Source organism: Serratia sp. Ag1, assembly GCF_000743355.1.
Taxonomy (GTDB): domain Bacteria; phylum Pseudomonadota; class Gammaproteobacteria; order Enterobacterales; family Enterobacteriaceae; genus Chania.
Genome location: NZ_JQEI01000016.1, coordinates 218,532 through 244,556, shown reverse-complemented (window position 1 = coordinate 244,556; position 26,025 = coordinate 218,532). Strand labels below are relative to the sequence as shown.

Annotated in this window: 27 protein-coding genes; all 27 read left to right on the top strand. The window is 53.1% G+C overall.

Annotation, left to right across the window (positions count from 1 at the left end):
• Window positions 1-820 precede the first annotated feature (820 nt).
• Entirely contained in the window at window positions 821-1,210 is a 390-nt protein-coding gene (locus tag IV04_RS11270) for a lipoprotein (RefSeq protein WP_037397917.1), read from the top strand.
• Between the two features lie 78 nt (window positions 1,211-1,288).
• Window positions 1,289-2,347 (top strand): class I SAM-dependent methyltransferase, encoded by a 1,059-nt coding sequence (locus IV04_RS11265; RefSeq protein WP_037397914.1) that lies wholly within the window; start codon window positions 1,289-1,291, stop codon window positions 2,345-2,347.
• Between the two features lie 76 nt (window positions 2,348-2,423).
• On the top strand, window positions 2,424-3,146 hold the full coding sequence (locus tag IV04_RS11260; RefSeq protein WP_037397912.1) for a beta-ketoacyl synthase chain length factor: 723 nt from the start codon (window positions 2,424-2,426) through the stop codon (window positions 3,144-3,146).
• 41 nt (window positions 3,147-3,187) lie between these two features.
• Entirely contained in the window at window positions 3,188-3,958 is a 771-nt protein-coding gene (locus tag IV04_RS11255; protein ID WP_369794904.1) for a lysophospholipid acyltransferase family protein, read from the top strand.
• Complete coding sequence (locus IV04_RS11250; RefSeq protein ID WP_037397894.1) at window positions 3,939-4,196, top strand: phosphopantetheine-binding protein; 258 nt, start codon at window positions 3,939-3,941, stop codon at window positions 4,194-4,196. The genes IV04_RS11255 and IV04_RS11250 overlap by 20 nt, the downstream gene beginning before the upstream one ends.
• Window positions 4,197-4,206: 10 nt before the next feature.
• Entirely contained in the window at window positions 4,207-4,458 is a 252-nt protein-coding gene (locus IV04_RS11245) for an acyl carrier protein (protein WP_037397891.1), read from the top strand.
• Between the two features lie 5 nt (window positions 4,459-4,463).
• Window positions 4,464-5,045 carry a hypothetical protein gene (locus tag IV04_RS11240; protein WP_037397888.1) on the top strand — a complete coding sequence of 194 codons (582 nt, stop codon included), beginning with the start codon at window positions 4,464-4,466 and terminating at the stop codon, window positions 5,043-5,045.
• Window positions 5,042-6,403 carry an AMP-binding protein gene (locus tag IV04_RS11235; RefSeq protein ID WP_037397885.1) on the top strand — a complete coding sequence of 454 codons (1,362 nt, stop codon included), beginning with the start codon at window positions 5,042-5,044 and terminating at the stop codon, window positions 6,401-6,403. Before IV04_RS11240 ends, IV04_RS11235 begins: the two co-directional genes overlap by 4 nt.
• Entirely contained in the window at window positions 6,390-6,743 is a 354-nt protein-coding gene (locus IV04_RS11230; RefSeq protein WP_037397882.1) for a hydroxymyristoyl-ACP dehydratase, read from the top strand. Before IV04_RS11235 ends, IV04_RS11230 begins: the two co-directional genes overlap by 14 nt.
• A complete protein-coding gene (locus IV04_RS11225; protein ID WP_037397878.1) occupies window positions 6,734-8,434 on the top strand; it encodes a glycosyltransferase in 1,701 nt (566 codons plus the stop codon). The genes IV04_RS11230 and IV04_RS11225 overlap by 10 nt, the downstream gene beginning before the upstream one ends.
• Before the next feature lie 2 nt (window positions 8,435-8,436).
• Window positions 8,437-8,859 carry a thioesterase family protein gene (locus IV04_RS11220; protein WP_037397875.1) on the top strand — a complete coding sequence of 141 codons (423 nt, stop codon included), beginning with the start codon at window positions 8,437-8,439 and terminating at the stop codon, window positions 8,857-8,859.
• Window positions 8,856-9,461 carry an outer membrane lipoprotein carrier protein LolA gene (locus IV04_RS11215; RefSeq protein WP_037397871.1) on the top strand — a complete coding sequence of 202 codons (606 nt, stop codon included), beginning with the start codon at window positions 8,856-8,858 and terminating at the stop codon, window positions 9,459-9,461. Before IV04_RS11220 ends, IV04_RS11215 begins: the two co-directional genes overlap by 4 nt.
• On the top strand, window positions 9,433-11,751 hold the full coding sequence (locus tag IV04_RS11210; RefSeq protein WP_037397868.1) for an MMPL family transporter: 2,319 nt from the start codon (window positions 9,433-9,435) through the stop codon (window positions 11,749-11,751). The genes IV04_RS11215 and IV04_RS11210 overlap by 29 nt, the downstream gene beginning before the upstream one ends.
• The gene (locus IV04_RS11205; protein WP_037397865.1) at window positions 11,748-12,335 is read left to right on the top strand and encodes a DUF3261 domain-containing protein; all 588 of its coding nucleotides are present in this window, start codon (window positions 11,748-11,750) and stop codon (window positions 12,333-12,335) included. The genes IV04_RS11210 and IV04_RS11205 overlap by 4 nt, the downstream gene beginning before the upstream one ends.
• A 1-nt stretch (window position 12,336) precedes the next feature.
• Entirely contained in the window at window positions 12,337-13,506 is a 1,170-nt protein-coding gene (locus IV04_RS11200; RefSeq protein ID WP_037397862.1) for a beta-ketoacyl-[acyl-carrier-protein] synthase family protein, read from the top strand.
• Entirely contained in the window at window positions 13,503-13,979 is a 477-nt protein-coding gene (locus IV04_RS11195) for a 3-hydroxy-fatty acyl-ACP dehydratase (RefSeq protein ID WP_037397857.1), read from the top strand. The genes IV04_RS11200 and IV04_RS11195 overlap by 4 nt, the downstream gene beginning before the upstream one ends.
• Window positions 13,976-14,707, top strand: a complete 732-nt coding sequence (locus tag IV04_RS11190; protein WP_037397853.1) for a 3-ketoacyl-ACP reductase FabG2 — start codon at window positions 13,976-13,978, stop codon at window positions 14,705-14,707. Before IV04_RS11195 ends, IV04_RS11190 begins: the two co-directional genes overlap by 4 nt.
• Window positions 14,704-15,933, top strand: a complete 1,230-nt coding sequence (locus IV04_RS11185) for a beta-ketoacyl-ACP synthase (RefSeq protein WP_037397850.1) — start codon at window positions 14,704-14,706, stop codon at window positions 15,931-15,933. Before IV04_RS11190 ends, IV04_RS11185 begins: the two co-directional genes overlap by 4 nt.
• Window positions 15,934-16,364: 431 nt before the next feature.
• Window positions 16,365-16,913, top strand: coding sequence for a tyrosine-type DNA invertase (locus IV04_RS25215; RefSeq protein ID WP_072010874.1), 549 nt, complete (start codon window positions 16,365-16,367; stop codon window positions 16,911-16,913).
• A 471-nt stretch (window positions 16,914-17,384) separates the two neighbouring features.
• Window positions 17,385-17,912, top strand: coding sequence for a fimbrial protein (locus tag IV04_RS11180; protein ID WP_037397847.1), 528 nt, complete (start codon window positions 17,385-17,387; stop codon window positions 17,910-17,912).
• Window positions 17,913-18,027: 115 nt separating this feature from the next.
• A complete protein-coding gene (locus IV04_RS11175) occupies window positions 18,028-18,720 on the top strand; it encodes a response regulator transcription factor (RefSeq protein ID WP_152562859.1) in 693 nt (230 codons plus the stop codon).
• A 304-nt stretch (window positions 18,721-19,024) separates the two neighbouring features.
• Window positions 19,025-19,696 (top strand): molecular chaperone, encoded by a 672-nt coding sequence (locus IV04_RS11170; RefSeq protein WP_037397841.1) that lies wholly within the window; start codon window positions 19,025-19,027, stop codon window positions 19,694-19,696.
• Window positions 19,697-19,750: 54 nt separating this feature from the next.
• The gene (locus tag IV04_RS11165; protein WP_037397838.1) at window positions 19,751-22,273 is read left to right on the top strand and encodes a fimbria/pilus outer membrane usher protein; all 2,523 of its coding nucleotides are present in this window, start codon (window positions 19,751-19,753) and stop codon (window positions 22,271-22,273) included.
• Window positions 22,274-22,638: 365 nt separating this feature from the next.
• The gene (locus tag IV04_RS11160; RefSeq protein ID WP_037397835.1) at window positions 22,639-23,166 is read left to right on the top strand and encodes a fimbrial protein; all 528 of its coding nucleotides are present in this window, start codon (window positions 22,639-22,641) and stop codon (window positions 23,164-23,166) included.
• A gap of 157 nt (window positions 23,167-23,323) precedes the next feature.
• Complete coding sequence (locus tag IV04_RS11155; protein ID WP_037397832.1) at window positions 23,324-24,274, top strand: fimbrial protein; 951 nt, start codon at window positions 23,324-23,326, stop codon at window positions 24,272-24,274.
• 158 nt (window positions 24,275-24,432) lie between these two features.
• Entirely contained in the window at window positions 24,433-24,954 is a 522-nt protein-coding gene (locus tag IV04_RS11150) for a fimbrial protein (protein ID WP_051916757.1), read from the top strand.
• 444 nt (window positions 24,955-25,398) lie between these two features.
• A complete protein-coding gene (locus IV04_RS11145) occupies window positions 25,399-25,926 on the top strand; it encodes a fimbrial protein (RefSeq protein WP_037397829.1) in 528 nt (175 codons plus the stop codon).
• Window positions 25,927-26,025 lie beyond the last annotated feature (99 nt).

Genomic DNA, 26,025 nt, shown 5'->3' with positions numbered 1-26,025 from the left:
TAATCTTATTTTTCAGCGCATGTGATAGGCTTAGCATTGCTGGATGCAACAGGATGCAATGGTTTTTTTTTAACCATATTTGCGGATTAGTCTTACTTTTTAACGTTGCTATTCTCATTTTAATAACACTTGGCATTCTGGACTGAAGTCTGAGAATCTCTGACTTATCTTATTCACCTCGTCATAATCTATATCCTAGGATATTTCTCTATACCCGTTGATATGGCTTCATGGCTATTTCAACCTAAAGGTTTTGCAAAAAAACTTAGCACCTGGATAAATTTTAACCCTTATCAATCTATTACTGATTGAGCAGCAGGATATACCGTTCCTGGGGCAAACTGTTTATTGTTGCCGCTGTTGACGGAATGGGGGAAAGCATGTAACCATATTTTTCAGGAAGCATTTTTTGATATATACCCGTCATACTTCAAGTTGCTTGGGTGTTGGCTGCCTTCACTCACCCCAGTCACTTACTTGAGTAAGCTCCTGGGGCTTCATTCAGTTGCCGCCTACAAGCAACTCGAATTATTTTGGGTATACAAACTCGCTTTAATTGCTGGTATTTACTCGCACTCGCGCGATTTTAGCCACTTTAAACTGTTATACCCAAAATAATTCGAGTTGCAGGAAGGCGGAGGGTATGCGACAGGCAAGCCAGAGCCCGTTAACCGCGTGACCAGCCACGATGAGTATGAATAATAATCACTTCTTTTAAAATGATAGAAGATAATAGACGGTAATTATAAATAATTAAATCCGTTGATTTTATTGGTTATTTTAATTGGAACGTACACTTTGAACAAACGGAGATTGTATTATGAAAAGAACTGCCAAGTGGTTTGTCGCTCTCGCTATCGTTGGCTCTTTGGCTGGCTGCTCGCGCACCGCACCGATCGCACAGGTCAACACTACCGTTAGCGCGGGCCATACCGACGCCCAGGTAAGAACCGCGATTCTGAAAGCAGGCGTTCAACGCCAATGGATTATGACCGAAGCAGGCCCAGGCGTGATTAATGGCCGCTTGCAGACGCGCGATCACGTGGCTGAAATTCGTGTCACGTATTCCGCCACCAGCTATTCCATCAACTACGCCAACAGCCTCAATCTGCAATCCTCCGGTGGCAAGATTCATAAGAGTTACAACCGTTGGGTACTCAATCTCGATAAAGATATTCAGTTGAACCTGTCAGCAGGTGCCGGGCTGTAATCTTTAGCCTTGATTAAAATTGGGCCGAGTACGGCCCAATAACACCATCAGTACCCGGTTTAAGAGGTTGTTTAACACATGTACGAACAGGACACGCTCAGTGCACTCGATGCCATTACTGAGGCACAGCGTATTGCTTTTGCGCCAATGCTGTTTCAGACCGCACTTTGTCTGCGCAACACTGGCGTACTGGCTTATCTGGATAAACAAGGAAAGTGTGGCGCTTCCCTTGAAGAGATCACCGCCAACAGCAACGTGAATGAATATGCCGTTAGCGTTTTGCTGGATATGGGATTAAGCGGACGTATCGTTACCCACAAAGACGGATGTTACTTCATTGCCAAAGTTGGGCATTTTCTGCTCCACGATACCATGACGCGGGTGAATATGGATTTCACCCAGGATGTCTGTTATCAGGGGCTGTTTTCTTTAGAGCAGGCGCTAAAGGAAGGTAAACCCACCGGTTTGAAAGTGTTTGGCGAATGGCCAACCATCTATCCTGCACTCTCGCAATTACCCCAGGCAGCACGTGAAAGTTGGTTCGCTTTTGACCATTACTATTCAGATGGGGCCTTTAACGCCGCCCTGCCGCATATCTTTGCCAACCAGCCCAAGATGATATACGACGTTGGCGGTAATACCGGGAAATGGGCGCTCCGTTGCTGCCAGTATGATGAGCGCGTCAGCATTACCCTGTTAGACCTGCCGCAGCAAATTGCGTTAGCGCGCGAGAATATTGAACAAGCGGGATTCTCACATCGCATCGGTTTCCATGCGGTCGATATGCTCAGCGACTCACCACTACCCGGCGAGGCTGATATCTGGTGGATGAGCCAGTTCCTTGACTGCTTCTCGCCCGAACAGATCGTGACCATGTTGAAAAAGGTCGGCAGCGTGATGAAGCCGGGCGCACACCTGTGCATCATGGAACTGTTCTGGGATGCGCAAAAATTTGAAGCCGCCTCGTTCAGCCTGAATGCTTCATCGCTTTACTTTACCTGCATGGCGAACGGCAATAGCCGTTTTTATAGCGTTGAGAAGTTTTATCGTTATCTTGAAATGGCCGGTTTCCAGGTAGAAAAGCGCTTCGATAACCTTGGGGTCGGGCATACCTTACTGATATGTCAAAAACACTAAGCCCACGGCAGCATTTGCGCTGCACACTCATTCTGCAACCTTGGCAGAGTCGCCCACTTGCTGCGGATGCGCGCCGATGAAATTTGCCTTAAATCTTATCGACTGGCAGGCCAGAGCACCGGGGTTGAGTGATGCTGCGCAATGGTTCCAATGGTCACAGGGCAACGGGGCTATCGAACCTGCAGCGCCACAGGCCAAGCTGACCGAACTCCCTATGATGACCGCGCGTCGCCTGGCTTCCGGCAGCCGGTTGGCGGTGGAGTGCGGGCTGGCGATGCTGCGCCGCCATCAGATCGATGCGGTGCTGTATACCAGCCGCCACGGTGAGCTTGAGCGCAATTACCGCATTCTGGAAGCGATGGCGACCGAGCAACCGGTCTCGCCCACCGATTTCACCATGTCCGTGCACAACTCTGCGGTAGGCCATTTGACCATCGCGGCGCAGCAGCCGGTGGTTTCCTCTTCGCTTTCTGCCGGTATTGATACCTTCCAGCAAGGGTTGTGCGAAGTGCTGTGCCTGCTACAAGCCGGTTACCAGCGGGTACTGATGGTGGATTTTGACGGCATGCTACCCGCGTTTTATCACTCTGACCTGCCGGAGAAGATGCCGACCTGGGCCCATGCGGTGGCACTGGTGTTTGAGGCTGGTGAGTGTTTGCAATGCGCCAGTCAGGCTGGCAACCCGGGTGAAGAACCCAAACTGCCGCAAAGCCTGCAATTTTTACGGCATTACTTAAACGGTGCGCCAACGTTCACGATCTCTGGCGAGAGGTTGATGTGGCACTGGAGCCGAACGTGAGCGGCCTGTATGCGCGCATCAACTGGGCTTGGCGCTTGGTGATGACCGGCGGGTGCTTTGCCCTGTTCGGCATCGGTGGCCTGCTGCTGTCGCTGGTGTGGTTTAACCTGCTGTTGGTGCTGTATCGCAACGGAGCCAAACGCCGTAGCCTGGCCCGGCGCAGCATTGCCGCCAGCTTTCGTTTTTTTCTTGCGGTGGCCAAAACGCTGGGCGTGCTCGACTATCGCATTGATGGTCTTGAGCTTTTGCGCCAAGAGCGCGGTTGTCTGGTAGTGGCGAATCACCCGACGCTGATTGATTACGTGCTGCTGGCGTCGGTGATGCCCGAAACGGACTGTCTGGTGAAAAGCGCCTTATTGCGTAACCCCTTTGTTGGCGGCGTGATCCGCGCGGCGGGTTACCTGATCAATAGCCAGGCCGATGAGTTACTGCCCGCCAGCCAACAGCGCCTGGCACAAGGTGACACGATCCTGATCTTTCCCGAAGGCACGCGCACGCGCCAGGGTGAAGAGATGGTGCTGCAACGTGGCGCCGCCAATATTGCCGTACGCTGCGGCAGTGATTTGCGTGTTGTACGCATCCACTGCAGCGAGCATCTGCTGGATAAACAGAGCAGATGGTATGACATCCCGCCGAGAAAACCCCTGTTTCAGGTGGTGGTGCACGAGCGGGTGCAGATAAAACACTTTTTTGATGCGAAATCGCAAGAACCGGCGTTGGCCGCAAGGCAGCTCAATCGGCATCTTTTGCATCTGTTATCACCAGGTTTACCCCCTTTGTCAGGAATGAATAATGCAAGCGCTCTACCTTGAAATTAAAAACCTCATCATCAATACGCTGAATCTGGATGAACTGTCCGCCGACGATATCGACACCGAGGCGGCTCTGTTTGGCGAGGGTCTGGGGTTAGATTCCATCGATGCTCTCGAACTGGGCCTGATGGTGAAAAACCAATATGGCGTCATGCTTTCCGCCGAGAGTGAAGAAATGCGCCAGCATTTCTACTCCGTGGCAACGCTGGCCGCTTTCATCCACGCTCAACGTGCCTGAGATATCCGCTATGACCGAACAACATGCTATTTATCAGGAAGTTTCCGCGATTCTGAGCAAACTGTTTGAGATCGATCCTGCAGACATCAAACCCGAGGCTCGTCTGTATGAAGATCTGGAACTGGACAGCATCGACGCCGTCGATGTGATCGTGCATCTGCAGAAGAGAACCGGTAAGAAAATCAAACCGGAAACCTTCAAATCTGTGCGTACCGTGCAGGATGTGGTTGATGCCGTAGAAAACCTGCTGCGAGAAGAATAACCCCCATGCGTGGTTCCCGTTCACGGTTAGGTGTGCAACTGCTCACGGCGCTGATGCTGCTGGCTTGGCCATTCCTGATCTGGTTTGGTCTGGCGCACAACGGCCTGCATTGGCTGTTGCCGTTGATGGCACTGTTGCTGCTCTTGCGCGTGCGCCAGGTGCGCAAAACGTCTGGCCCGATGCGTTTGGTGGTGCAGGGCGTTGCGTTGGCGGGTATCAGCTTATGCATAGCGAGCTACCTGTTGAAAACGCACCAGCTGTTGCTGTTTTACCCGGTGATGGTGAATCTGGTGATGCTCGTGGCATTCGGCGGATCACTGTGGAGTGCAATGCCGCTGGTCGAGCGCCTTGCTCGGCTGCGCGAACCGGATCTGCCCCCGGCTGGTGTGCGTTATACCCGCAAGGTGACGCAAGTCTGGTGTGTGTTTTTTATTCTGAACGGTGCGATCGCACTTTTTACCGCTCTGTATGGTGATATGTGGTTATGGACGGCGTGGAATGGCGTGATGGCCTATCTGCTGATGGGAATATTGATGGCGGGCGAATGGTTGGTGCGTCGCCGAGTGATAAAACAGGCAGCAGCATGAGTCAACCGCTCCCGCTGGCGCAATGGCTCAGCGCGCCTCGCCCGAACGACACGCCGATCGCCTGGCTTGGCGAACAGACCTGGACGCTGGGGCAACTACGCTATGACGTTGCCATGCAGGTAAAAGCCTTGCAACAGCAGAGCGGCGAACGTTGGGCGCTGTGCTTCGAAAACAGCTATCTGTTTATCGTCGCGTTGCTGGCAGCGCTGCATGCGGGCAAAACGCCGGTGATTCCTGGGCATAGCCGGGTTTCGCTGTTGGAAGAACAGCAGGCACTGTTTAACGGCGTGCTGTCAGATCGCCCGCTGGCATGGAGCGGTGTCACTCTCGTGATCCAGTCCGCCTCTCAAAGCGCTGAGCACCATGAACCGCTGCCGGACATTGCTCAAACCCGCTACGTCGAGCTGTTTACCTCGGGTTCTACCGGGCAACCACGCCGCGTAATGAAACCGATCGCCTGCCTTGATCGCGAAGCTTCATTACTCGCCGAGCGTTTTGCTGCACGGCTCGCAGGCTGCCGCGTAGTGGCCTCTGTCGTCCCACAGCATCTGTATGGCCTGACCTTCCGCATCTTTTTGCCGATGGCATTAGGGTTGCCGCTGCACGCCGCGATGCTTTACTACACCGAACAACTGGCCGCGTTGAGCCATGAGCATCGCTATGCCTTTATCAGTAGCCCGGCGTTTCTGAAACGTCTGGATCACCAGCTCACGCCACCGCCGGTAGCCATGGTGCTTTCAGCCGGTGGCATGCTGCCGTGGGAGCATGTGGCTCCAACCGCCGATTGGTTAGGCGTTTGGCCTGACGAAATTTATGGCAGCACAGAAACCGGGATTCTGGCCTGGTGCCATCGCCAACAGGAAGACATTGCCTGGCAGCCCTTCCCAGGGGTGAATATCACCGCCGAAGGCGACGCGTTCCGCGCTATTTCACCACTGATTCACCAGGCAAACGGCCTGTTGCTCGATGACATTTTGCAATTTGACGCTGACGGGCGCTTCCGCCTGCAAGGCCGCCGCGATCGGGTCGTCAAAATTGAAGAAAAACGCATCTCGCTGGGCGAAATCGAACAGCGCCTGTTAGAGCTGGAAGGCGTGCGCGAAGCCGCCGCTCTGTCGGTCACCCACGCGGGCCGTCAAAGCATTGGTGCCCTGCTGGTGCTTGATGAGCACACACGGCAGCAATGGCAACAAAGTGGCGGCACTGCGCAGGAACTGGCGTGGCGTCGTGCACTGCTGCCGCAAATGGAACCGGTCACCGTGCCGCGCTACTGGCGCGTGGTCGATGAGATCCCGGTGAACAGCATGAATAAGCGTGTCTATGCGCAATTACAGGAGTTATTTCATGCAACCTCATGAAATCGAACGCCATCAGGCGCAGCCACAGCAGGCCGAAATCGTCCTGCGGCTCGATCCGGCCCTCTTCTGGTTCAACGGCCACTTTGCCGCGCAACCGCTATTACCGGGCGTAGCACAGTTAGACTGGGTGATGCATTACGCCACGACGCTGCTGGCACCGGGTTTTCAGTTCCACAGCATGCCAAACGTCAAATTTCAGGCACCGTTATTGCCGGGGAACATCGTTACGCTGGCGCTGAACTGGCAGGAAGAGCGGCAGATCTTAACCTTCAGCTATCAGCGCCATGACGGTGAAACCAAACATACCGCCAGCAGCGGGAAGATCCGGCTATGTCGTTAACTGCCGCTTTCAACCCTTGTGTGGTGATCCCCTGCTACAACCACGGTGCCATGATGGCACGCGTGATCGCACGCTTGCAGCCCTTTGGCTTACCCTGCCTGATCGTGGACGACGGCAGTGACGAAACCACGCGTCAGCAGCTTGAACACCTGACAGCCAACCACCGCGATCTCACCTTGGTACGCCTTGCGCACAACGCAGGCAAAGGTGCCGCAGTGATTTACGGGCTGCAAGAGGCTGCACGCCGGGGCTTTACTCACGCGGTGCAGGTTGACGCCGACGGCCAACATACCATTGAAGATATCCCCCAGTTGCTTGGGCTGGCACAGCAGCACCCCGAGGCCTTGATTTCCGGGCAACCGATTTATGACAACTCCATCCCGCGTTCACGCCTTTATGGCCGCTGGATCACCCACTTCTGGGTGTGGATCGAGACCCTCTCTTTCCAGCTAAAAGACAGCATGTGTGGCTTTCGCGTTTACCCGATTGCCCCCACCCTGCGGTTGGCGCAAAAGACCACGCTCGGTAAACGCATGGACTTCGACACCGAAGTGATGGTGCGCCTCTATTGGCAGGGCAACGGCAGTTATTTTGTGCCTACCCGCGTCACCTACCCGCAAGATGGCCTGTCGCACTTTGACGCGCTAAAAGACAACTGCCGCATCTCGCTGATGCACACCCGCCTGTTCTTCGGCATGCTGCCGCGCATTCCTTCCCTGCTGTTTCGCCGCTCCAGTTTGCACTGGGCACAGCAGAAAGAGGTGAAAGGATTATGGGGGATGCGCATCATGCTGGCCGTTTGGCGCTTGCTGGGCCGCAAAGCCTTCGCGCTGCTGCTCTACCCGGTGGTGGCCGCCTACTGGCTCAGTGCGCATAGCGCGCGCCGTGCATCGCAGAGCTGGATCCAGCGGGTACGCAGCGAATTAACCGCACGTTCACGCCCAATCCCTGCCAACTGCACCAGTTATCAGCATTTCCTGCGTTTTGGTCATGCCATGCTGGATAAAATCGCCAGTTGGCGCGGTGAACTGCAACTGGGGCGCGATGTGGTATTTGCTCCCGGGGCCGAAGCCACGCTGGATCTTGCCTCTGCAACCGGCAAGTTGCTGCTGGCTTCACACTTGGGTGATGTCGAAGCCTGCCGCGCACTGGCGCAACTGCAAGGCAGCAAGACCATCAACGCCTTGGTATTCAGCGACAACGCCCAACGCTTTAAACAGATTATGGCCGAGATGGCCCCGCAGGCCGGGTTGAACCTGATCCCGGTAAGCAATATCGGCCCGGATACCGCGATGCTGCTGAAAGAGAAGCTGGATCGCGGCGAGTGGGTGGCGATCGTCGGCGATCGTGTGGCGGTGAACAGGCAACGCGGCGGCGACTGGCGCGTGATCTGGAGCCGTTTTATGGGCCAGCCAGCACCCTTCCCACAAGGCCCGTTTATTCTGGCTTCGGTCTTGCGCTGCCCGGTGTTACTGATTTACGCCCTGCGCCAGCAGGGGAAGCTGCATTTTCACTGTGAACCTTTCGCCGATCCGCTGCTGTTACCGCGCGCCGATCGCCAGGCAGCGTTGCAGCAGGCGGTCGATCGCTATGCCGAACGCCTCGAGCATTATGCGCTGGAATCGCCGCTCGACTGGTTTAACTTTTTCGATTTCTGGCAACTGCCTGATCCACATTCAGATAAGGAGTAAAGGTGCTGAACGATCCCCGCTTTACTGCCGAAGTAGAACTCACCGTTCCTTTCCACGATGTCGATATGATGGCGGTGGTGTGGCACGGCAACTACTTCCGCTACTTTGAAATCGCCCGCGAGGCGCTGCTGAACCAGTTCGACTACGGTTATCGGCAGATGAAAGCCTCTGGCTACGTCTGGCCGGTGGTCGATACCAGGGTGAAATACCGCAGCGTGCTGACTTTTGAGCAACGCATCCGCGTGCGTGCCACGCTGGAAGAGTATGAAAACCGCTTGCGCATTGCCTATCAGATTTTTGATGCCGCCAGCGGTAAACGCACCACCACCGGTTACACCATTCAGGTGGCGGTCGAAGAAAAGAGCGGTGAGATGTGCTTCGTCTGCCCTGACATTCTGTTTGAACGTATGGGAGTGACGCCATGAGACTGATGCCTTTACTGCTCCTGCTGCTCAGCCCGTTTGCCAGCGCCATCACGCTGGATGAGTTACAGCAGCGCTTTACCCAGCAACCGGTAGTGCGTGCTCACTTTGAGCAGATCCGCAGCATTAAAGACCTGCCGCAGCCCCTGCGTTCGCAGGGGGAAATGCTGATCGCCCGCGAACAGGGATTGCTGTGGGATCAGACAACACCGTTTGCGATGACGCTGATGCTGGACGACTCACGCATGGTGCAGATCATTAACGGCCAGGCACCGCAGGTGATTACCGCCCAGAATAACCCGCAGATGTTCCAGTTCAACCATCTGTTGCGCGCGCTGTTCCAGGCCGATCGCAACGTGCTGGAGCAGAACTTCCGCATTGATTTCCAAGATAAAGGCGAAGGCCGTTGGGCATTAAACCTGACCCCCATCACTACCCCGCTGGATAAAATCTTTGCCACCCTTGAGCTGGCCGGGCAACACTATCTGGAAACCATCCAATTGAACGATAAGCAAGGCGATCGCACCACGATTACCTTTTCTCAACACCGACTCACGCCCACAGCCTTGACCGACGATGAACGCCAACGTTTTGCCACTCACTAACGCCAAACGCCCGGCGCTGATCTGGGGGGCAGTATGCCTGGTGTTACTCGGCCTGCTGTTGAGCCTGTTGCCGCAGGCGCGGATCAACAGCAGCGTACTGGCAATGTTACCCAAGCAGGCATTGGGCAGCATCCCACCTGCGTTGAATGACGGCTTTATGCAACGCCTGGACAAACAGTTGGTGTGGCTGGTCAGCCCCGGCAAACAGCCCGATCCGGCTGTGGCGCAATACTGGCTCAGGCTCCTGCAGCAGTCCAACACCTTGGGCGAAGTCAAAGGCCCGATGGATGCTGCAAACCAGCAGGCTTGGGGGGCTTTCTTCTATCAGCATCGCAATGGCCTGATCGATCATGCCACGCGGGCGCGCCTGCAAAACGGCGGCGAAGCCCAAGCACAGTGGATCCTCTCACAGCTCTATTCGGCGTTTTCCGGCGTGAACGGCAAAGAACTGCAGAACGATCCGCTGATGCTGATGCGGGGTTCGCAGTTGGCGTTGGCACAAAACGGCCAGCGCCTGCGCTTGATGGATGGCTGGTTGGTCACCCAGGACGAACAGGGCAACTATTGGTATTTACTGCACGGTGAACTGGCCGGATCGTCGTTCGATATGCAGCAAACCCATCAGGTCGTCACCACGCTGAGCGCGCTGGAGCAGCAACTGACAGCGCATTATCCGCAGGCACAGCTTCTCTCACGCGGCACCGTGTTTTATAGCGAGCATGCCAGCCAACAGGCGAAGCAGGATATCTCTACGCTGGGCGTGGCCACCATTCTTGGCGTGATAATGCTGATTGTAGCGGTGTTCCGCTCGCTGCGCCCGCTGTTGCTGTGCCTGCTCTCGGTTGGCATCGGCGCGCTGGCCGGAACGGTCACCACCTTGTTGCTGTTCGGCGAACTGCACCTGATGACGCTGGTGATGAGCATGAGCATCATCGGCATCTCTGCCGACTACACGCTCTATTATCTCACCGAACGCATGGTGCATGGCGGCGAAGTGACGCCGTGGCAGAGCCTGCATAAAGTGCATCAGGCGCTGTTGCTGGCCCTGCTGACCACCGTCGCAGCCTATCTGATTATGATGCTCGCGCCGTTCCCAGGGATCCGGCAAATGGCAGTGTTTGCCGCTGCCGGGCTGAGTGCCTCTTGCCTGACGGTGATCTTCTGGCACCCTTGGTTATGCCGTAAGTTACCGGTGCGGCCCATTCCCGCTATGGTGTTGCTGTTACGTTGGCTGGCAGCCTGGCGGCGTGACAAAAAGCTGTCACTGGGTTTGCCCACTGCGCTGGCCGTTATCTCGCTGGCGGGGATCGCGACGCTGCACGTCGATGATGATATTGCCCAATTGCAGGCGCTGCCGCAGGGCATTCTGGCGCAGGAAAAAACCATTACCCACCTGACCGGGCAAAGCGTCGATCAGAAATGGTTTGTGGTTTATAGCAGCACGCCGCAGCAAACGCTGGAACGGCTGGAGGCATTCACCCCAGCGCTGGAACAGGCGCGCCAAGCAGGAACTCTACACGGCTTTCGTTCAATCCCACTCAATTCTCTGGCGCGCCAGCAGCAGGATCTTACCCTGCTGCAACAGGCTGCCCCTGCCACAATCCGCGTGCTGCAAGGCGCAGGGCTCACGGCGGTCGCCCCAAATCTGCAAGCGATGCCGGTGACCGTGGAAGACTGGCTCGTCAGCCCGGCCAGCGAAGGCTGGCGCCTGATGTGGCTAACGTTGCCCAACGGTGAAAGCGGCGTGCTAGTGCCGGTTGAAGACGTTACGGACAGCGCTGCGCTGAACGCACTGGCGGCCCAACAGTCGGGTGTGGCGTGGGTCGATCGCAAAAACACTTTCAACGCGCTATTCGCCCTTTATCGCGCAGTACTCACCGGCCTGCTGATAGTGGCACTGGCCGTGATTGCCTGTGGCGCAGTGCTGCGTCTCGGCTGGCGTAAAGGGCTTATCAGCCTGGTGCCGTCGTTGCTCTCGCTCAGTTGCGGGCTGGCGGCTTTATCCTTCAGCGGCCATGCGGTGAACCTGTTCTCGCTACTGGCGCTAGTGTTAGTGCTGGGTATTGGTATCAATTACACGCTGTTTTTCAGCAATCCACGCGGCACGCCCCTGACCTCATTGCTGGCGATCACGCTGGCGATGATGACCACATTACTCACACTGGGCATGCTGGTGTTTAGTGCCACACAGGCGATCAGCAGTTTCGGGATTGTGCTGGTGAGCGGCATCTTTACCGCTTTCCTGCTTTCCCCACTGGCCATGCCAAGCCGTAAAGAGAGAAAGAGATGATAAAACCGCATTTTTGGCACGCCGCCACCCTGCTCGGCGTGCTGTTGCTCACCGGCTGCAGCCGCTCGCCACACTCTACAGAGGCAAGCGCACCGCAGGCCTGGCTTGAACCTGGCGTGCGCGTCACGCTGCCAGCACCGGGTATCACCCCGGCGGTCAATTCCCAGCAGTTGCTGACCGGCAGCTTCAATGGGCAAACGCAATCCTTGCTGGTGATGCTGAATGCCGATGCCAATAAAATAACCTTGGCCGGGCTTTCTTCTGTCGGCATCCGCCTGTTTCTGGTCACCTATGATCAGCAAGGTATCCATTCCGAGCAATCGATCGTAGTGCCACAGCTCCCGCCCGCCAGCCAGGTGTTGGCCGACGTGATGCTCAGCCATTGGCCAATCAGCGCCTGGCAGAGCCAGTTACCACAGGGTTGGACGCTGATCGATCAGGGCGATAAACGTGAGCTGCGTAATGCCAGCGGCAAACTGATCACCGAGATTGTTTATCTGCAACGTAAAGGTAAACGTGAACCGATCAGCATCCAGCAGCACGTCTTTAAATACCACATCACCATTCAATATCTGGGTGACTGAGATGATCTACATTTCTGCCGTCGGCATGATTAACGCGCTGGGCCAGTCAGCTCAGGAGATCGCGGCCAACTTGCAGCGAGGTATCGCACCCGGTATGCGTAACCGCACCGGCTGGTTGCAAAACCCACCGCAGGCGATGTTAGGCGGGGTGGAAGGTGAACTCCCCGCCATCCCTGACCACTTTGCTGCCCACCGCAGCCGTAATAACCAGCTATTACTGGCCGCACTGGCGCAAATTCAGCCGGTGGTGGATGAAGCGATTCTTCGCGTTGGCCGCGATCGCATCGCCGTGGTGCTGGGTACCAGCACTTCCGGGCTGGATGAGGGCGATCGCCACGTTGAACACCGGCTCCATGGTGAACCGAGCCCAAGTTGGCAATACGCACAGCAGGAATTGGGCGATCCGTCACGCTTTCTTAGCCACTGGCTGGGGCTGAATGGCCCGGCATTTACCCTTTCCACCGCTTGCTCTTCCAGCGCACGTGCCATCATCAGCGGGCGCAGGCTGATTGAAGCAGGATTGGCAGATATCGCGATCGTCGGTGGAGCCGATACCTTAAGCCGCATGCCGATCAACGGCTTTCATAGCCTGGAGTCTCTTTCCACCACGCAGTGCCAGCCATTCAGCCGCGATCGCTGCGGCATCACCATTGGCGAGGGCGCGGCACTGATGGTGTTGACCCGCGAACCACAGCCCATCGCGCTGTTAGGGGTGGGGGAATCCAGCGATGCCCACCATATTTCAGCCCCGCATCCGCAGGGCGCAGGGGCCATCCGCGCCATTCAGCAGGCGTTAACTGAGGCCGGGTTAAAACCCGCAGAGGTGGGCTACATTAACCTGCACGGCACCGCCACGTTACTCAACGATCAGATTGAAGCCAAAGTGGTGCAGGAACTGTTCGGTGAAAGTGTCCCTTGCAGCTCCACCAAACACCTGACCGGGCATACGCTGGGTGCCGCTGGCATCACCGAGGCGGCGATCAGCGCGTTGATCCTGCAACAGCATCTGCCATTGCCGCCGCAGGATTTCAGCCGCTCGCCGCTGGATCCGGCATTACCCGCCTGCGGCGTGCTGCAAGCCGCCGCGCCGCTGGAGCGCCCGGTGATTTTGTCCAACTCTTTCGCCTTTGGCGGTAATAACGCCAGCATCCTGCTGGGGAGAATTGCATGAGTCATTATTTACCGCCAGCAAGCTATCTGCCGCACGACGCGCCTATGCTGCTGCTGGCAGACGTAGTAAGCGTCGCCGATGAAGAGGCGCATTGCCGCGTCACGGTCACGCCAGACGGTGTCTTGGCCCCCTTTATCGACGCTCAGGGCAACCTGCCGGGTTGGTATGCGCTGGAATTGATGGCGCAAACCATCGGCGTCTGGTCGGGTTGGCATCGTCAGCAGCAGGGCCAGCCAAGCATCGCCCTCGGTATGGTTCTCGGGGCCAGAGAGTTAATCTGCGCCGCTGGCAGCCTGCCCGCAGGCGCGACTCTGGATATTCAGGTCAAGCTACTGATGCAGGATCAACGTTTCGGTAGTTTTGACTGCGCTATCCGCGTAGGGAATGACACGCTGGCCACTGGCCGCGTAAACACCTTTCAGCCCGCACCGGAAGAATTAACGTTACTTTTTAATCAGGGATATACAGCATGAGTCGTTCAGTTCTGATCACTGGCGCCAGTAAGGGTATCGGACGCGCCATTGCCTGCCAGTTAGCGGCTGATGGCTTTGTGGTCGGTGTTCACTACCATCGGGATGAGGCCGGTGCCCAGGAAACACGTGATGCGATCATCGCGGCGGGCGGGCAAAGCCGCCTGCTCTGCTTTGACGTAGGCAACCGCCAGCAATGCCGGGAAGTGCTCGAGCAGGACATGGCCGAACACGGGCCGTGGTATGGCATCGTCAGCAACGCCGGTATCGCCCGTGATGCCGCCTTCCCCGCATTAAGCGATGACGATTGGGATGCGGTGATCCACACCAATCTCGACAGCTTTTATAACGTGATCCAACCGTGCGTCATGCCAATGATTGCCACGCGCAAAGGTGGCCGCATTATTACACTTTCTTCCGTTTCTGGCCTGATGGGCAACCGTGGGCAGGTCAACTACAGCGCGGCTAAAGCGGGCATTATTGGTGCCACCAAAGCGCTGGCGATCGAACTGGCCAAGCGCAAAATCACCGTTAACTGTATTGCTCCGGGGTTAATTGACACTGCCATGCTCGAAATGGAAGAAGCCGCACGGCAAGAAGCGATGGCCATGATCCCGATGAAGCGTATGGGCCAGGCAGAAGAAGTTGCCGGGCTGGCAAGCTATTTGATGTCAGATATTGCAGGTTACGTGACGCGTCAGGTGATCTCCATCAACGGGGGGATGTTATGACACGTCGCGTCGTAATTACAGGTATGGGCGGCGTTACCGCTTTTGGTGAGAACTGGCAGGCGGTCTCCAGCAGGTTACTGGCCTATAAAAACGCCGTGCGTAAAATGCCAGAATGGCAAATCTATGCGGGCCTGCACACGCTGCTCGGTGCCCCTATCGATGATTTTGTGCTGCCGGAGCACTATACCCGCAAGCGGATCCGCTCTATGGGCCGGGTGTCACTGATGTCGACCCGCGCAACCGAGTTGGCGCTGGAACAGGCCGGGCTGATTGACGATCCGGTGCTGACCAACGGCCAGACCGGCATTGCTTATGGTTCATCCACCGGCAGCACTGGCCCGGTAAGCGAATTCGCTACCATGTTGACCGAGAAGCACACCAATAATATTACCGGCACCACCTACGTGCAGATGATGCCGCACACCACGGCGGTTAATACCGGTTTGTTCTTTGGCTTGCGCGGGCGGGTGATCCCCACTTCCAGCGCTTGTACCTCGGGGAGCCAGGCGATTGGTTATGCCTGGGAAGCCATTCGTCACGGTTATCAAACGGTAATGGTTGCCGGGGGTGCAGAAGAGTTATGCCCTTCCGAAGCCGCCGTGTTCGATACGCTGTTTGCGACCAGCCAGCGTAATGATGAACCCCATACGACGCCTTCGCCGTTTGACCAACAGCGTGATGGACTGGTGATTGGTGAAGGCGCAGGTACGCTGGTCCTCGAAGAGTTGGAGCACGCCAAAGCGCGCGGCGCGACGATCTACGGCGAGGTGATAGGTTTTGCCACCAACTGCGATGCCGCACACATCACACAGCCGCAACGCGAAACCATGCAGATTTGCATGGAGCAATCGCTCCAGATGGCCGGTTTAAGCCCGCGTGATATCGGCTATATTTCTGCCCACGGCACCGCCACCGACAGGGGAGATATCGCAGAAAGCCAGGCTACGGCGGCGATCTACGGCGAAAATGTGCCGATTTCATCACTGAAGAGTTACTTCGGCCACACGTTGGGTGCCTGTGGTGCGCTAGAAGCCTGGATGAGCCTGCAGATGATGCGCGAAGGCTGGTTTGCCCCGACGCTCAACCTGCACAATCCAGACGAACAATGCGGCGCACTGGATTACATCATGGGAGCAGCCCGCCACATTGATTGTGAATTTCTGCAAAGCAACAATTTCGCCTTCGGCGGCATCAACACCTCGATTGTGATTAAACGCTGGGCATAGTTTCAGTATTCCTGTTTGAACAGCGCTTGCGCTGTTCAAATCGGTCTTTAATCGATTTGTTAATACAGCCAACACCCAAGCAACTTGAAGTATAACGGGTATAAACCTCATATTATTTTAACCCTGCCAACACTGCTGATAAATAACCTGAAATATTAGAAACAGGATTTTATTAGCCAGAGTCTTATAATCACTGAATTAGCTTCGCAAACCAGAATCCTCCTTATACAAAAATAAAAAAAAGGTCTAACCTATTAACAGGCCGGTACGATATTGCACATGCGCTGCGATTAAATTCAGGCTCAGGCGTGATACTTTTACAACAATATTCTTTATGGAGCAGGATCAGGGCTCGAGGCAGGCTGAGTAAGGCAGCCAGTACCAATAGACAGGTTATCCCTAGTTAATTTTATGACGACAGAGAGGATATGATGAAAAGTCGGAAATATTTAACACTATCAGAGGTAAAAAGATTAATTAGCGCGGTTGCACAGGGCGCACATGCTGACAGAGACTGTTGCCTAATCTGGATGTGTTTTTTACACGGCTGCCGTGTCAGTGAACTCAACGCGTTACGTCTCTCCGATATCGATATGGAGGGGAGAACCATCATGATTAACCGATTAAAGAATGGATTTTCCACCATACATCCACTGTATGACATGGAGATAAAACCACTACAGCAATGGTTAAATAAACGATTGAATTATAATGGCAGCGATAGTGAGTGGCTGTTTCTTTCACGCCAGGGTAACCGCCTTTCCCGCCAACAGATCTACAAGATGATGCGCAAATATGGGCGTGATTCATCACTGTCAGTTATGCCCCACCCACATATGTTACGCCATGCTTGTGGCTATGCTCTAGCGGACAAAGGAATTGATACGCGATTAATTCAAGATTATTTAGGTCACAGGAACATTCGCCATACGGTGTTATATACGGCAAGTAACTCGAGGCGATTTTTAGACATTTGGTAATTTGTAAGCAAAAATTACCAGGTGATCATTTTGGGCTAAACTGGAGCCTATAGTAGTATCCGCAATTCCTCCGTGTCAACTCTGCTGTGATCTGCATCATTACTCTTTGAAAAAATATTTAAAATCATATAAATAGTGACAATTCCCCCACGCAGATCCACACAATTATCACAATAACCCCATCAAAACCCCTGTGACTGATAAATTGACGCATCAAAGTTAATCAGTACATAATGCTGGAAAAGCCATAAAAAAAGAAATTAAATCCATTTTAAATGGGCTAAATCATTTCACTTAAGGTTAAAAAACCCAAGGTATACAAAATAGCCCAAAATGACTACCTCAAGAAAAACTCATTACGCATTAGTGAGCCTTTCTAACCAAGATGTTAATCAAGGGATAAATAGAATGCAATGGCCCTTCCAATGCCCATGCATGAAATTTTAATTCGTTAATTAAAAGGATTACTTCATGAACCACAAAATTATTACTGCCGCATTTTTATTTTCCGCTATGTCTGCCCCAGCCGTAATGGCAGCAGATGGGACAATTAACTTTGTCGGGGAAGTGACTGATGCTGCATGTGTGGTAGATACCAATTCTCAGAACCTGACCGTCACACTGGGCAAAGTCTCCTCTTCCGCTTTTACCGGTACAGGTTCTACTGCGGCACCAACCAAATTCCAACTGATCCTGAAAGATTGCCCAGTAGGAGCAAGCAAAGCTGTCGTTAAATTCGATGGCACCAACGTTGCTGGCGACAACAGCATGCTCGCTTTAACCTCTGGTGCAGACACCGCTAAAGGCGTTGCCATTCAGTTGTCTGACGCCACTCAGCAAGTGGTCAAGCTGTTCGAAAGCTCACAACCTTACACATTGGTGACGGGGACTGGTTCTAATAATAATCTGGACTTCGTTGCGCGTTATAAAGCTATCGACAACAACGTGACTGCCGGTATCGCTAACGCTAGCGCTCAGTTTACCATTGTTTATCAATAAACTGAGTTAGCCACTCAAGGTGAACCCTATAAACCAAGGTCGTCATCAGAGAGCGGCCTTTTTAATTTTAAATAAATTTCATAGCGAACTTGTGTTAAAAACGAAAGGGGCATGTTTGGAAAACAACACTGCACTTCGAATCGCATTAATCGATGAATGTACGATGTCAACAATCGGCTTTGAGTATTTATTGTCCTGCATGTCGCTAGACTATGTTCTTTATCACTCAAATAACTTAGCCGAGTTTAAAAAAAACCTGATTAACGAAGACATACAATTTATTGTGATCGAACCCTTTAGGGCAGACAAAGCATTACTTCAGGTCATTGACTTTATCCATTGGATAAAAAAAACCTTACCTGACGTAAAGATTGTTATTTTGACAAAAATTAAAAATAAAGCAGAGTTAAAACTTCTCTACAACATTAACATACATGCGCTGATCTCTAAAAAAGAACATCTCTGTGAAATGTCAGGGTTCATGATGCAAGCACTCGAAAACATCCGTGTTTTCAGTCCATATATTAACAAAGTGTTAAACAACAAAGTCAGATCAACACATCCATTTCTAACAGATTCTGAGCTTATTGTTTTGAACTATTTCTTACGTGGCGTTACGCAGAAAAAAATCGCTGACCTCACGAAGCGAAGCGTAAAAACCATCAGTTGTCACAAACGTAATGCGATGCGGAAACTCGGGATGAAAGGTAATACTGACCTGGTTGCTTTCGTCAAAACATCATTAGGCAACCGTCTGCTTAACTATCAGGATGGTGAAATACCCGTCAGGGATTTCGAGTGTTTCTGATCTACTCTGTCATAAAAAAATAGAAAATATAAATAATGACAATGATGCAATAAAGCAAGCGGTTAGCTCACGATGAACCCGCATTTTTACAATTAGAAATAGTGTGTACAAAACATAACACCAGCATAACCAAAGTTACCATCACTGCAGATACGAGTCAGGCAATATAGCGTCTCGTTGAATAACGGTTGTGGAGTCGCTGTATTACATGAAACCTAAACGTCAAGTGATAGAGCCTGTACGAAATGATAAAGCTGCCGTTAATTTTTTACTTTTTTGTCCCCAGAATACAGGAAATTCCACTATGAAATTATGGCATAAAGCATTGCTCGGCGGGTTATTACTGGCCTCACTGAACGCCTCTGCAGGTGTAATCGTTGGCGGAACCCGGGTGATCTATGATGGTGGCAAAAAAGAAGCCGCACTCAGCGTAAAAAACCCGGATAAAACGGCCTATCTGATGCAATCCTGGGTTGAAACCCAAGATAATGGGCAAACCAAGGTCCCCTTTGTCATCACTCCCCCCTTGTTCAGGTTGAACGGTGGGCAAGACAACATGCTGCGCATCGTCCGTGCTGGCGGGAACTTGCCAGAAGATAAAGAATCCCTGTTCTGGCTGAACGTTAAGTCCATTCCTTCTGCTGAAAAGGTGGATAACACGCTACAGATCGCGGTCAAGACCCGCATCAAGCTGATTTATCGCCCAGCAGGCATCAGCGGCTCGTTGAACGATGCCGCAAAAAACCTCAAATGGCAGCGTAACGGTAATACATTGCAGGCAATCAACCACTCGCCCTATTACCTGAGCTTCTTTTCTATCACCCTCGGCGGTAAAGAGTTGCCAGAAGTGACCATGGTGGCACCGAATGCCACGGTGAATTATACGTTGCCCACAGGAGCAGCCGGTAACACCGTCAGTTGGAAGATCATCAATGACTATGGTGGCACCAGCGATGCCTTCCAGTTTTCCCTGTAACGCAGGTAACCACGAACAATTAAGGTTTGCCCCGTGAACAGAGATGTAAGAAAGATGCAGAACTTCAAATTATTACCACTGGCTTTTCTCATCGGTTTAATGGTAGCCGATTTGCACGTTGCTCAGGCCCGTGAATATTTTAATCCAGAACTGCTGCAGATCGATAACCCGGCACAAGCCGGGGCCGACCTGTCAGTTTTTGAAGACGGCGACTCTCAGGCTCCTGGGGTCTATCGCGTGGACATCTTATTGAATGGCCAGATGATCAATTCCCGTGAAGTGGAATTTGTCCAGCGCCAGGATGATACCGGCAAGAGCGGCCTGCATCCTTGCCTCAGTACCAGTGACCTGGCAGCACTTGGGGTGAATGTCGCTGCGTTCAGCACGCTGACGGAAGACAACAAATGCGTTGATTTGGCGGCTGCCATCCCCAATGCCTATAGCGAGTTTCGCTTCAGCAATCAACAGTTGAACTTGAGCATTCCCCAAGCAGCGCTGAAAAGCGAAGCCCGTGGTTATGTGACACCGGATCAGTGGCAGCACGGCGTGACGGCGCTATTGGTCAACTACAATTTCAGCGGTTCCAACGCTCGCATCGGTGATAATGCCGTGGCCAGCAACAGTTACTACCTGAACCTGCGCAGCGGCCTGAACGTAGGCCCTTGGCGCCTGCGCAACTATTCCGTCTGGAACCAGGAAAATGGTCAGCAGGATCGCCAGCAGCAAGGGCATTGGCAATCCATCAATACCTACCTGCAACGTGATATCGCGTTTTTAAAGAGCCAGCTGACCTTGGGCGACACCAACTCTTCCAGCGAAATCTTTGACAGCGTGCCAATGCGCGGCGGCCAGTTGATGTCGGACGAAGAGATGTTGCCGGAAAGCCTGCGCGGCTATTCGCCGGTGGTGCGTGGTATTGCCCGAACCAATGCCCAGGTGACGATCCGCCAGAATGGCTACGTGATTTACCAGAGCCATGTGCCTGCCGGAGCATTTGAGATCAGCGATCTTTATCCCACTGCGGGTAGTGGCGATCTGAACGTCACCATTACCGAAGCCGATGGCAGCGAACAACGTCTGGTGGTGCCTTTTGCTTCCGTACCGGTATTGCAGCGTGAAGGACAGATGAAATACAACCTCGCCGGTGGACGTTACCGCCCGGCTGATAGCCATATCGATGAAACCCCCTTTGCTCAGGGCAGCGTCATTTACGGTTTGCCTTGGGGGATCACAGCGTACGGCGGCGTGCAGGCGGCTCCCCGTTATAACGCTCTCGCGCTGGGGCTTGGCAAAAATATGGGAACATTCGGCGCTTTCTCTGCCGATGTTACCCAGGCTCGTGCCACATTGGCGAACGAGCCCAGCAGCAGCGGCCAATCTTTACGCCTGCGTTACGGCAAGAGCTTCGCCGATACGGGTACCAACGTCAGCCTGGCGGGGTATCGCTACTCCACCAAAGGGTTCTATACGCTACAGGAAACGCTGGATAGCTCTAACCCGACAAGCACGCAGTCATTCGACAACCAGCAGCATAAACGCAGCCGGATGGAACTGACGGTTAACCAGAACCTTGGCCCACAGGCGGGTTCTCTGTCGCTGAGCATGGTGGATGAAGGTTACTGGAATGGGCAGAAAACCCAATCAACCGGCGTGGGTTACAACAATAGCTGGCGTGGTATCAGCTATGGCATCAACTACAGCCACAGCAAAAACGCCCTCGGTAACAGCGGCAGCGATCGTCTGTTGGCCTTGAACGTTAACATTCCGCTGTCCGGATGGCTCAATAATACCTGGGCCACTTACGGCGTGAATAACGGCACCCAGGGCCGGGTCAGCCACAGCCTGGGGCTTAACGGCACCGCGCTGGAACAGAACAACCTGAACTGGGCGGTAGCGCAGAGTTACAACCAGCAAAACGGCAGCAGCGGCAACCTGTCGGCCAGTTACCGGGGCAACAGTGGTCAACTCAATACAGGCTACAACTACGGCAACCAACAGCAGCAATTTAACTATGGCGTTCAGGGCGGCATTCTGGTGCATGAAAATGGCGTCACCCTATCACAACCGCTGGGGGAAACCGTAGCGTTGGTGAAAGCACCTGGTGCCAAAGGGGTTGGCGTGGCCAATAACATCGGGGTGAAAACCGACTGGCGTGGCTATGCCGTGGTGCCTTACGTCACGCCTTACCGTAACAATGCACTCGGGCTGGATACCGCTACTCTGCCAGATGACGTTGAAATGGAACTGACGTCAAAAACGGTGACGCCAACGCGCGGAGCCGTGGTGGTCGCCGATTATCAACCACGCATCGGCCAACGGGTCATGATGACAATGATGCGTGCCAACGGTAATCCGGTGCCATTTGGTGCCACGGTCACCGAACTTGCCAGCACGGGGGAAAACAGCAGCATCGTTGGCGACGGCGGTGAAGTTTACTTAACGGGTCTGGCCGAAAAAGGCACGCTGCAAGTGCAATGGGGCAAAGGCAACACACAACAGTGCCAAGTGAATTACCGTTTGCCAGCACGCAGCAAACAAAACACCGGGTTGCCGCTCGTGAATGGTCAGTGCCTGTAGCACCGCCCCGTTGGTTCAATCTATTTCGCCATCGTTCAAATGAGAGGTAGATAGGTTTTGCCAATATGGGGGGCGCTGGCGATCAGCAAGGGATTTACACTTTGTTATAAGTTGTACAAATAACAACACTGAGATAACCAAAGTCCCCATCAAGGGATCCGTAATAAACGTAAAGTAGCCTCATCATTTTATGGCGAGAGCTATCAGCCTTAAATGAAATTACCGCAGCGCGAGCCGGATATCATCGCGTACAGCGAGCGGTAAAAATCATTCAATGATAATGCACCTCAGCACAAGGTCATTGAATTCCATTATATGAAAATGGCATTTAAATAATGCCGAACATAAGGATTAAATAGAGATTTATGAAAAAGAATATCATTAACGCTGCACTGTTCTCTTTGATTGTTGCGACGCCAGCCGTATTTGCTGCTGACGGCACCATTAATTTCGAGGGTGAAATTACCGACGTCGCTTGCACTATTGACACCAATTCGCAGAACCTGACCGTTACCCTGGGTAAAGTCGCTTCCAGCGCATTTAACGGCATCGGCAGCAAGGCAGCCCCCACTCAATTCCAACTGGTGCTGAAAGATTGCCCTGCGGCAGCCACTAGCGCCACGGTGCAGTTTGACGGCACCAGCGGTGCCAGCGACAACAGCGTGCTGGCGTTGACCCCTGCTGTTGATGCCGCTCAAGGTGTTGCTATCGAACTGTCAGACGCCAGCCAGCAAGTGGTTAACCTGTTTGAAAATTCCCAACCATACGCTCTGGAAACCGGCATCGGCTCCGTTACCAACCTGAGCTTTGTCGCACGCTATAAAGCGGTTTCTGACACGATTACCGCCGGTATCGCCAACGCCAGCGCGCAGTTCTCAATTACTTATCAGTAAACGAATCGACACAGAATAGCTCGCCCAAGGATAACGGGTCATTCAATCTCTGCTCACAGATAAACCGCCAGCGCCAGGTGGCCCCTTAACTATCGTCATGCAGGCAATAACGGTAGATCTGTGCATAGCTAACAGACTTTATCTGCAAGGAAAAATTGTGAGATTACTTTCTCTAGGAAAAGCCGTATTTGCGCTGGCGGCACTGTTGGTTTCCAGCTTGGTGCAGGCCGCTTGTAACTTTGGCGATGCAGTTTCGGCACAAACCGGCACGTTCAATTTCGGCAATGTGATTGTGCAACGCGATACGCCCGTCGGTACGGTATTGGCTTCAGCCTCTTCCGGGGCGATCGCCGGGGGCGTGACGTTATTTGGCTGTACCACTGCATGGGCGATCAACCTGGATCTGACAAAGTTTACCACGCTCTCTGGCGTTAATGGCGTCTACCAAACCAATCTGGCTGGCGTGGGGCTAAAAATCGCCATTTCTGGCGGCACCGCCTTCCCTACAACACTAGCTTATAATGGACAAACGTATGTCTCTGTCCCAGCACCGGGGATCATCGCGCAGCTGGTGAAAACCAGCGCCACCGGGGTACAAGGGGGCAGCATTACCCCAGGTAATGTGGCGAAAATCTCTATCTCGGGTAGCCCGCAGTATTACACAAACTTTAATATCGGCACCTCCACCGTCACTCCAGTAGCCTGTTCTTTACAGACTCCCAGCGTTAACGTGCCTTTGGGGAATGTGCAGGCGGCCCTGTTCACTGGCGTGAACAGCACCCTGGCCACCACGAGCTTCAATCTGGGCCTGAATTGTGACGCCAATACCCGAGTCAATGTCTCGATGTCCGGCACCCAGAATACCGATACGGCAAATACCAGCGTATTAGCGCTCAGCGGCGCAGGCAATGCCGACGTCGCCAAGGGAGTGGGGGCACAGATCCTTTATAACAACACCCCGATGAAGATTGGCGATAATCTGCTGTTGAAAACCTCAATAGGCGGAATTGAAACTTTCAGCTTTCAGGCTCGCTATTATCAGACCTTAGCCACGGTCATGCCGGGTAAAGCCAATACGACCGCCACGCTGAACGTCACCTATCAATAAATAGTAGCCATTTATTAAGCATCAATGAAATGAGTGAATCCGGCGTAGTACAGGTTAATTCCACTTACCCGTAAATAACCTGCGATATCTCTATTAAACAGGTACGGCATTCTGTCGTTCAGAAATACCTAATCAGCGGTCAACATCAGGATTGTTAAATGAAAAAATCAGTGAAATTGGGATACTGTAGTTTGGCGTTCTTGGCCGCACACAGCATCATGGCTAATGCAGCCGATACCAGCACCATCAATATTACGGGGAACGTTGTCGCCTCACCCTGCGTGGTCAATGCCAGCAACTCCGTTATCAATATCGACCTGGGTGATATTCAGGCTAGTTCTCTGGCAACAGCGGGAGCCTTTGGTGCCTGGCAACCTTTCAGCATTACACTGACGGGTTGCCCAGTATCAACCACCAAGGTCACTGCGGCTTTCGCCGGTACGCCAGACGCTACAGACGCGACCCGTTATAAGAATCAGGGAACGGCATCCAACCTGACCGTTGAGCTGGTGGGTGCTAACAGTGGCAATAACCTCGGTAATGGCAAAACAACCTTTACTATGGTGAGTGGTGCATCAAAAAGCGCCACTTTCGACCTGAAAACCCGGGCTTACTCAAACGGTACTGTGATGCCAGGCACCATTAATGCCTCTGTGGTGGCTTCGTTTACCTATAATTAATTAACAACATCTACCGAGATAGCCACCCGGTTATCTCGGTATTTCGGGGCTATCTGGCAATGTTCGGAGTGAGCATTGTTGTATTCCCCTCTAACAGAAGACAATAAGGCCAATTCTACCAACAACCTTGAAAATGCGTATTTACACTTTGTCATAGGTTGTACAAATAACAACACAGAGATAACCAAACTGCCCATCAAGCGGTTAATAATTACCGTAAGCTACACCTATACCCAAGCAACTTGAAGTATGACGGGTATATCATTTAAAGACTGGAGTTAACCAGTAATAAATGAAACCACCCTATTAAGCATAATGCTCAATAGTCTTTGGTGGTAAAACCGATAATTCAATACCAGTGCTTAACAGCAAAAATACATTGAATTACATTACACAAAACAGGCATTCAGTAATGCCAAAAAATATGGATTAAGTAGAGATTTTATGAAAAAGAACATCGTTAACGCTGCACTGTTTTCTTTGATTGTTGCCACCCCAGCCGTATTTGCTGCTGACGGTACCATTAATTTCGTGGGCGAAGTGACCGATGTAGCCTGCACGGTTGATACCAACTCACAGAACCTGACGGTGACTCTGGGTAAAGTTGCCTCTAGCGCATTTAGCGGCATCGGTAGCAAAGCGGCACCCACTCAATTTCAACTGGTGTTGAAGGATTGCCCTGCGGCAGCCACCAGCGCCGTGGTGAAGTTTGATGGTACCAGCGTAACTGGCGACAACAGCGTGCTGGCGTTGACCCCTGCTGTTGATGCCGCTCAAGGTGTTGCTATCGAACTGTCAGACGCCAGCCAGCAAGTGGTTCGTCTGTTTGAGAACTCCCAACCTTACACCCTGGAAACCGGTGTAGGCTCAGTGAATAATCTCAACTTCGTAGCGCGTTACAAAGCCATTTCCAATACGATCACTGCCGGTATTGCCAACGCGAGCGCTCAGTTCACGATCGTTTATCAATAAGCCCCCTCTGCATCCTGGCCATTGAACCTTCAATGGCCAGCATAGGTTACTCCATAGGGTACCGCGTTTGCCGCCAGCCCATCTGGGGTAATAAAACCG

Excerpts from the sequence above, each read along its gene's own strand:
- IV04_RS11240 (WP_037397888.1), top strand. The coding sequence starts at position 4,464 with ATGCGTGGTTCCCGTTCACGGTTAGGTGTGCAACTGCTCACGGCGCTG.
- IV04_RS11170 (WP_037397841.1), top strand. The coding sequence starts at position 19,025 with ATGAAATTATGGCATAAAGCATTGCTCGGCGGGTTATTACTGGCCTCA.
- IV04_RS11185 (WP_037397850.1), top strand. The coding sequence starts at position 14,704 with ATGACACGTCGCGTCGTAATTACAGGTATGGGCGGCGTTACCGCTTTT.
- IV04_RS11150 (WP_051916757.1), top strand. The coding sequence starts at position 24,433 with ATGAAAAAATCAGTGAAATTGGGATACTGTAGTTTGGCGTTCTTGGCC.
- IV04_RS11260 (WP_037397912.1), top strand. The coding sequence starts at position 2,424 with ATGAAATTTGCCTTAAATCTTATCGACTGGCAGGCCAGAGCACCGGGG.
- IV04_RS11190 (WP_037397853.1), top strand. The coding sequence starts at position 13,976 with ATGAGTCGTTCAGTTCTGATCACTGGCGCCAGTAAGGGTATCGGACGC.
- IV04_RS11165 (WP_037397838.1), top strand. The coding sequence starts at position 19,751 with ATGCAGAACTTCAAATTATTACCACTGGCTTTTCTCATCGGTTTAATG.
- IV04_RS11215 (WP_037397871.1), top strand. The coding sequence starts at position 8,856 with ATGAGACTGATGCCTTTACTGCTCCTGCTGCTCAGCCCGTTTGCCAGC.
- IV04_RS11235 (WP_037397885.1), top strand. The coding sequence starts at position 5,042 with ATGAGTCAACCGCTCCCGCTGGCGCAATGGCTCAGCGCGCCTCGCCCG.
- IV04_RS11250 (WP_037397894.1), top strand. The coding sequence starts at position 3,939 with ATGCAAGCGCTCTACCTTGAAATTAAAAACCTCATCATCAATACGCTG.
- IV04_RS11265 (WP_037397914.1), top strand. The coding sequence starts at position 1,289 with ATGTACGAACAGGACACGCTCAGTGCACTCGATGCCATTACTGAGGCA.
- IV04_RS11225 (WP_037397878.1), top strand. The coding sequence starts at position 6,734 with ATGTCGTTAACTGCCGCTTTCAACCCTTGTGTGGTGATCCCCTGCTAC.
- IV04_RS11205 (WP_037397865.1), top strand. The coding sequence starts at position 11,748 with ATGATAAAACCGCATTTTTGGCACGCCGCCACCCTGCTCGGCGTGCTG.
- IV04_RS11255 (WP_369794904.1), top strand. The coding sequence starts at position 3,188 with ATGACCGGCGGGTGCTTTGCCCTGTTCGGCATCGGTGGCCTGCTGCTG.
- IV04_RS11180 (WP_037397847.1), top strand. The coding sequence starts at position 17,385 with ATGAACCACAAAATTATTACTGCCGCATTTTTATTTTCCGCTATGTCT.
- IV04_RS11230 (WP_037397882.1), top strand. The coding sequence starts at position 6,390 with ATGCAACCTCATGAAATCGAACGCCATCAGGCGCAGCCACAGCAGGCC.
- IV04_RS11270 (WP_037397917.1), top strand. The coding sequence starts at position 821 with ATGAAAAGAACTGCCAAGTGGTTTGTCGCTCTCGCTATCGTTGGCTCT.
- IV04_RS11245 (WP_037397891.1), top strand. The coding sequence starts at position 4,207 with ATGACCGAACAACATGCTATTTATCAGGAAGTTTCCGCGATTCTGAGC.
- IV04_RS25215 (WP_072010874.1), top strand. The coding sequence starts at position 16,365 with ATGAAAAGTCGGAAATATTTAACACTATCAGAGGTAAAAAGATTAATT.
- IV04_RS11145 (WP_037397829.1), top strand. The coding sequence starts at position 25,399 with ATGAAAAAGAACATCGTTAACGCTGCACTGTTTTCTTTGATTGTTGCC.
- IV04_RS11210 (WP_037397868.1), top strand. The coding sequence starts at position 9,433 with ATGAACGCCAACGTTTTGCCACTCACTAACGCCAAACGCCCGGCGCTG.
- IV04_RS11200 (WP_037397862.1), top strand. The coding sequence starts at position 12,337 with ATGATCTACATTTCTGCCGTCGGCATGATTAACGCGCTGGGCCAGTCA.
- IV04_RS11160 (WP_037397835.1), top strand. The coding sequence starts at position 22,639 with ATGAAAAAGAATATCATTAACGCTGCACTGTTCTCTTTGATTGTTGCG.
- IV04_RS11195 (WP_037397857.1), top strand. The coding sequence starts at position 13,503 with ATGAGTCATTATTTACCGCCAGCAAGCTATCTGCCGCACGACGCGCCT.